This window comes from Amycolatopsis sp. NPDC006131 (assembly GCF_040614175.1).
In the GTDB taxonomy this organism is placed as follows: Bacteria; Actinomycetota; Actinomycetes; order Mycobacteriales; family Pseudonocardiaceae; genus Amycolatopsis_E; species Amycolatopsis_E tucumanensis.
Genome location: NZ_JBEXTX010000206.1, coordinates 1 through 5,932, shown reverse-complemented (window position 1 = coordinate 5,932; position 5,932 = coordinate 1). Strand labels below are relative to the sequence as shown.

Genomic DNA, 5,932 nt, shown 5'->3' with positions numbered 1-5,932 from the left:
CCTGCGGCGCCGGCTCGGCGAGATGCTGGTCAGCGCCGCCGGCGAGACCCTGGCGCCGGGTGGTGCCTGGTGAACCACCTCATGAAGGCCGGTTGTGGTCAGAGCCGGCTCGTAGCCGCCTCCGCCGATGCCGCGCCCCCGATGGCCCACGCGGCCGGCGAGACCCCGACCCCGGAGAGCGCCCGGTGAACCGCCCCGAGTTCTTCACCCCGATGACGTTCGACTTCCTCTGGGAGGCGGCCGGCATCGGCGAACTGCCGTACCCGCTGCAGGTGCGCTCGCACGGCGCGACCATGGACGAGCGCGCGCGCCTGCGGCAGCGGGCCCACGAGGAGCTGAAGGCCCGCGGCCTGCGCGACCACTACGGCCGCCTCGACCCGCGCGTCGAGGACTGGTTCCGGGTGCTCTCGCAGGGCACCACCAGCATCGACGCCGTGCACATCCCGGACTTCCAGGTCCCGCCGGTGTCGATACTCGCCGCCACCGACGGCACGCTCGGCGTGGTGGCGATCCAGGACGCCGACGGCATCTGGATCCGGCCGGCCTTCCCGGAGGGGCTGGCCTCGACGGTCGTCGACCTGCTGCCGCCGGGCACGCGTGGCACGGAGGCTTCCATCACACTTCCGGTCGACGAGGCGCTGCGGATCCAGCCGGCCAGGACGGCCGTCCCGGTCGGCGGCGACCCGAAGCCGCGGCGCCGCTCGCTGTCCGAGGGCTCCTCCGACCCGCGCGAGGCCTACGCCCGGCTGGCCGGCCAGCCCCGGCTGCGCGGCGGTCAGCTGGCCGCGAACAGCAGGTCCGAGGTGAGCGGTCGTCGCAGGTCACCGGTGCTGGGCTGGTTCGACACGGCCACCGGCCGGTACCTGAGCCTGTCACGGCCGGGCGCCGACGGGCGGGAGTGGGTGACCGTGTCCTCCGCGGACGCGAAAACGCTGCGCACCAGGCTGGGCGAGATGGTGGCGGGCGTCACAACCGAGCCGGGCAACTGACCCGGACCCCTCCGGGGAACCAGACCACGGCACCGGCCGTTGACCTGCTTGAGACTCGTGCAGGTGCCCATGTCGGCCGGACTGTACCCTGGATGGACGGGGTGTTCCTCGCACACCGCAAGTTGTTGTCTACACCGTGACGGCGGATGTGACATCTACCGCCTAGCCAGGGAGGGTCGAGGCCGAACGGCCGAGGCATATGGACCGGAAGCGCCTGCTCAGGAACCCGCTGCTGTGGATCGTCGCGGTTGTGTTGATCTTCCTCGCGGTCAACACCCTCTTCGACAGCGACCGTGGATACACCCAGGTACCCACTTCACAGGCGATCGCCCAGATCACCGGCAACAACGTGAAGGAAGCGAACCTGGAGGACAAGGAGCAGCAGCTCAAGCTGTCGCTCACGAACAAGATCGACGTCGACGGCCAGCAGGTCGACCAGATCATCACCTCGTACCCGTCGCAGTCGGCAGGCTCGATCTACCAGAGCCTGATCGAACGCACGAACGTCAAGTTCAACACGACGGTCACGCAGCAGGGCTTCTTCACGCAGATCCTGTACTACATCATCCCGCTCGGCCTGCTGCTCCTGCTGCTGATGTGGATGATGAACAACGCCCAGGGCGGCGGCAACCGCGTCCTGAACTTCGGCAAGTCCAAGGCCAAGCAGCTGAACAAGGACATGCCGAAGACGACGTTCGCCGACGTGGCCGGCGCCGACGAGGCGGTCGAAGAGCTCTACGAGATCAAGGACTTCCTGCAGAACCCGGCCCGCTACCAGGCGCTGGGCGCGAAGATCCCCAAGGGCGTGCTGCTCTACGGCCCGCCCGGCACCGGTAAGACGCTGCTCGCGCGCGCCGTCGCCGGTGAGGCCGGCGTGCCGTTCTACACGATCTCCGGTTCGGACTTCGTCGAGATGTTCGTCGGTGTCGGCGCCTCCCGCGTCCGCGACCTGTTCGAGCAGGCCAAGCAGAACGCCCCGTGCATCATCTTCGTCGACGAGATCGACGCGGTCGGCCGCCAGCGCGGCGCCGGCCTCGGCGGCGGTCACGACGAGCGCGAGCAGACGCTGAACCAGCTGCTCGTCGAGATGGACGGCTTCGACTCGCGTGGCGGCATCATCCTGATCGCCGCGACCAACCGCCCGGACATCCTGGACCCGGCGCTGCTGCGCCCCGGCCGCTTCGACCGGCAGATCCCGGTGTCCGCGCCGGACCTGGCAGGCCGCCGCGCCATCCTCGAGGTGCACTCGAAGGGCAAGCCGCTGGCCCAGGGCGTCGACCTGAACGCGCTGGCCAAGCGCACCGTGGGCATGTCGGGCGCCGATCTGGCCAACGTCATCAACGAGGCCGCGCTGCTCACCGCCCGCCAGAACGGGCACGTGATCACCGACGCGGCGCTGGAGGAGTCGGTCGACCGGGTCATCGGCGGGCCGGCGCGCAAGAGCCGGATCATCTCCGAGCAGGAGAAGAAGATCACCGCCTACCACGAGGGCGGGCACGCGCTCGCCGCGTGGGCGATGCCGGACCTGGAGCCGGTCTACAAGCTGACCATCCTGCCGCGCGGCCGGACCGGTGGGCACGCGCTGGTCGTCCCCGAGGACGACAAGCAGCTGATGACCCGCTCCGAGATGATCGCCCGGCTGGTGTTCGCGATGGGTGGCCGCACGGCGGAGGAGCTGGTCTTCCACGAGCCGACCACCGGCGCGTCCTCCGACATCGAGCAGGCGACCAAGATCGCCAAGGCGATGGTCATGGAGTACGGCATGAGCGCCCGCCTCGGCGCCGTGAAGTACGGCCAGGACCAGGGCGACCCGTTCCTGGGCCGGTCCGCGGGGCGTCAGGCGGACTACTCGCTCGAGGTCGCGCACGAGATCGACGAAGAGGTCCGCAAGCTCATCGAGACCGCGCACACCGAGGCGTGGGAGGTGCTCAACACCTACCGCGACGTGCTCGACGACCTGGTCCTGGAGCTGCTGGAGAAGGAGACGCTCAGCCGCAAGGACCTGGAGCGGATCTTCGCCACCGTCGAGAAGCGGCCGCACATCACCGTCTTCAACGAGTTCGGTGAGCGCACCCCGTCGGACAAGCCGCCGATCAAGACGCCCGGCGAGCTGGCGATGGAGCGCGGCGAGCCGTGGCCGCCGCCGGAGAAGAAGCCGGCGCCACGCCAGGTGCCGACCCCGGTCGGAACCGCGCCGGGCGGCAGCGACCTGCCCGGTGGCCCGCCCTACAGCCAGCCGGAACCGCCGTCGAACCCGTACGCGCCCCCGTCGGGCGGGAACTACCCGCCGCCCAACGGCGGTGGCCGCCCGTACGGCCCGAACGGCACCGGTCAGTGGCCGCAGCCCTACAACGGCGGCAACCAGTCCGGCCCGCCGAACTACGGCGCGCCTCCGGGCTGGACCCCGGCGACCCAGCCGGGTGGCCAGACTCCGTGGCGCCCGAACCAGGGCGAGCAGCCGCGGCAGGGCGACTGGTTCGGTGGCTCCGAGGAGGGGCAGGGCCAGCACCGGCGGAACCCCGACGAGCAGGACGGTCAAGATCGACAGTGAGCTGACGCCCGAGGAGGGGCCGGTCTTCGATCAGGCGCGCGCCGAGAAAGCGGTGCGTGAGCTGTTGGAGGCCGTGGGCGAGAACCCGGACCGGGAGGGCCTTCGGGACACTCCGGCCCGGGTCGCCCGTGCCTACCGGGAGATGTTCGCCGGGCTGTACAGCGATCCGGCGTCGGTGCTGGAGCGCACGTTCGACGAGTCGCACGAAGAGCTCGTCCTGGTCACCGACATCCCGATGTACAGCACGTGCGAGCACCACCTGGTGCCCTTCCACGGCGTCGCGCACGTGGGTTACATCCCGAACAGCCACGGCAAGGTCACCGGCCTGTCGAAGCTGGCCCGGCTGGTCGACCTCTACGCGAAGCGCCCGCAGGTGCAGGAGCGGCTGACGTCGCAGATCGCCGACGCGCTGGTGCGGAAGCTGGAGCCGCGCGGGGTGATCGTCGTGGTCGAGGCCGAGCACCTGTGCATGTCGATGCGTGGCATCCGCAAGCCGGGCGCGCGCACCACGACGTCGGCCGTGCGCGGCATGCTGCAGACGTCGGCGACCTCCCGGGCGGAGGCGCTGGAGCTGATCAAGGGCCGTCGATGACCACCGGGGCGCCGGACCGCTGTCTGGTGATGGGCGTCCTGAACGTCACGCCGGATTCGTTCTCCGACGGCGGCCGGTACCTCGACCTGGATGCCGCGCTGGCGCACGCGCACGAGATGTGGGCGCGCGGCGCGGACATCATCGACGTCGGCGGCGAATCCACCCGGCCCGGTTCGTCCCGGGTGGACGCGGAGACCGAGACCGCTCGCGTGCTGCCCGTGGTGCGTGCGCTGGCGGCCGACGGCCTGCGGCTCTCGGTGGACACCACCCGCGCGGCCGTCGCGGAGTCGGCGCTGGACGCGGGCGCGGAGATCATCAACGACGTGTCGGGCGGCCTGGCCGACCCGGACATGGCGAAGGTGGCCGCGAGCAGCCAGGCGCCGTGGGTGCTGATGCACTGGCGCGGGCACAGCAAGGACATGAACGCGCTCGCCGAGTACGACGACGTGGTCGACGACGTGCGGCGCGAGCTGCAGGCGCGGGTCGACGCGGCGCTGGCCGCCGGGGTCGCGCCGGAGAAGATCGTCGTCGACCCCGGGCTGGGGTTCGCCAAGCGCGCCGAGCACGACTGGGCGTTGCTGAACCGGCTGGAAGTCTTCCTGGACATGGGTTTCCCGGTGCTGGTGGGCGCTTCGCGCAAGCGGTTCCTGGGCAGCCTGCTGGCCGACTCCACTGGTGCGCCGCGCCCGCCGGACGGCCGGGAGGACGCGACGGCGGCGGTGTCGGCGATCGCCGCGGTGAAGGGGGCGTGGGGCGTGCGGGTGCACAACGTGGGTTCGTCGCTGGACGCGGTCGCGGTCGCGGCGGCGTGGAGGCGCGGGCGTGCCTGACCGGATCACGCTCACCGGGCTGCGCGTGTTCGGGCGGCACGGGGTGTTCGAGCACGAGAAGCGGGACGGGCAGGAGTTCGTCGTCGACATCGTGGCGTGGCTGGACCTCGCGCCCGCCGCCGCTTCGGACGATCTGACGCAGACCCTGCACTACGGCGAGCTGGCGCAGCTGGCGGCGGACATCGTCGGCGGTGAGCCGTACGACCTGATCGAGAGCGTGGCGGGCCGGATCGCGGACGAGGTGCTGAAGGACTCGCGGTTGTCCGCGGTCGAGGTGACGGTGCACAAGCCGTCCGCGCCGATTCCCTTGAACTTCGCGGACGTGGCGGTGACCGTGCACCGGGAGCGCGTGTGAGGGCGGTCCTGTCGCTGGGTTCGAACCTGGGCGACCGGCTGGCGTACCTGAAGTCGGTGATCGATTTCTTCGGGCCGGCGGTGGTCGCGGTGTCCAGTGTGTACGAAACGAAACCGTGGGGCGTCGAGGACCAGCCGGACTTTCTCAATGCGGTGTGCATTGTGGACGATCCAGCGCGGGACGAGTGGTCGTGGCTGCGGGCGGGCCAGGAGCTGGAACGCCGGGCAGGCCGGGTGCGGGAACTGCGGTGGGGGCCGCGCACGCTGGACGTCGACGTGGTCACGGTGGACGGGGTGCGCTCGGACGACCCGGAGCTGCTGCTGCCGCACCCAGGGACGCCCGAGCGCGCGAGCGTGCTGATCCCGTGGCTGGAAATCGACCCGGCCGCGGTACTACCCGGCCACGGCCCGGTCCGCGACCTGCTGGCCGCGCGCCCCGACTCCGACCGCGAGTCAGTGCGCCTGCTGCAGCCCTTCCCGCGCCAGCAGCGGTGCCCTTGATCTTTGAACCCAAGGCAGCCGGGTGGTCATCCCGTCGCCTGACACGCAACGATCACCTTGAGCCAGGGCCGCAACCCAGGCCGCCAACCGGCAGCCGAACATGCCAACCTTGCGG

At 70.9% G+C, this 5,932-nt stretch carries 6 protein-coding genes; all 6 read left to right on the top strand.

Features of this window, described 5'->3' with window-relative positions; translation table 11 throughout:
• Positions 1–185: 185 nt before the first annotated feature.
• The 6 genes from ABZ215_RS43035 to folK all read left to right on the top strand — a co-directional run bounded on the left by ABZ215_RS43035 (position 186) and on the right by folK (position 5,817).
• Positions 186–989, top strand: a complete 804-nt coding sequence (locus ABZ215_RS43035; protein ID WP_020422647.1) for an ESX secretion-associated protein EspG — start codon at positions 186–188, stop codon at positions 987–989.
• 199 nt (positions 990–1,188) lie between these two features.
• Complete coding sequence (gene ftsH / locus ABZ215_RS43030; protein WP_237339134.1) at positions 1,189–3,540, top strand: ATP-dependent zinc metalloprotease FtsH; 2,352 nt, start codon at positions 1,189–1,191, stop codon at positions 3,538–3,540.
• On the top strand, positions 3,530–4,132 hold the full coding sequence (folE, locus tag ABZ215_RS43025) for a GTP cyclohydrolase I FolE (RefSeq protein ID WP_027936564.1): 603 nt from the start codon (positions 3,530–3,532) through the stop codon (positions 4,130–4,132). Before ftsH ends, folE begins: the two co-directional genes overlap by 11 nt.
• A complete protein-coding gene (folP, locus tag ABZ215_RS43020) occupies positions 4,129–4,962 on the top strand; it encodes a dihydropteroate synthase (protein ID WP_354956682.1) in 834 nt (277 codons plus the stop codon). Before folE ends, folP begins: the two co-directional genes overlap by 4 nt.
• Entirely contained in the window at positions 4,955–5,317 is a 363-nt protein-coding gene (gene folB, locus ABZ215_RS43015; RefSeq protein ID WP_237339132.1) for a dihydroneopterin aldolase, read from the top strand. Before folP ends, folB begins: the two co-directional genes overlap by 8 nt.
• Positions 5,314–5,817, top strand: a complete 504-nt coding sequence (gene folK, locus ABZ215_RS43010; protein ID WP_354956680.1) for a 2-amino-4-hydroxy-6-hydroxymethyldihydropteridine diphosphokinase — start codon at positions 5,314–5,316, stop codon at positions 5,815–5,817. Before folB ends, folK begins: the two co-directional genes overlap by 4 nt.
• Positions 5,818–5,932: the final 115 nt, after the last annotated feature.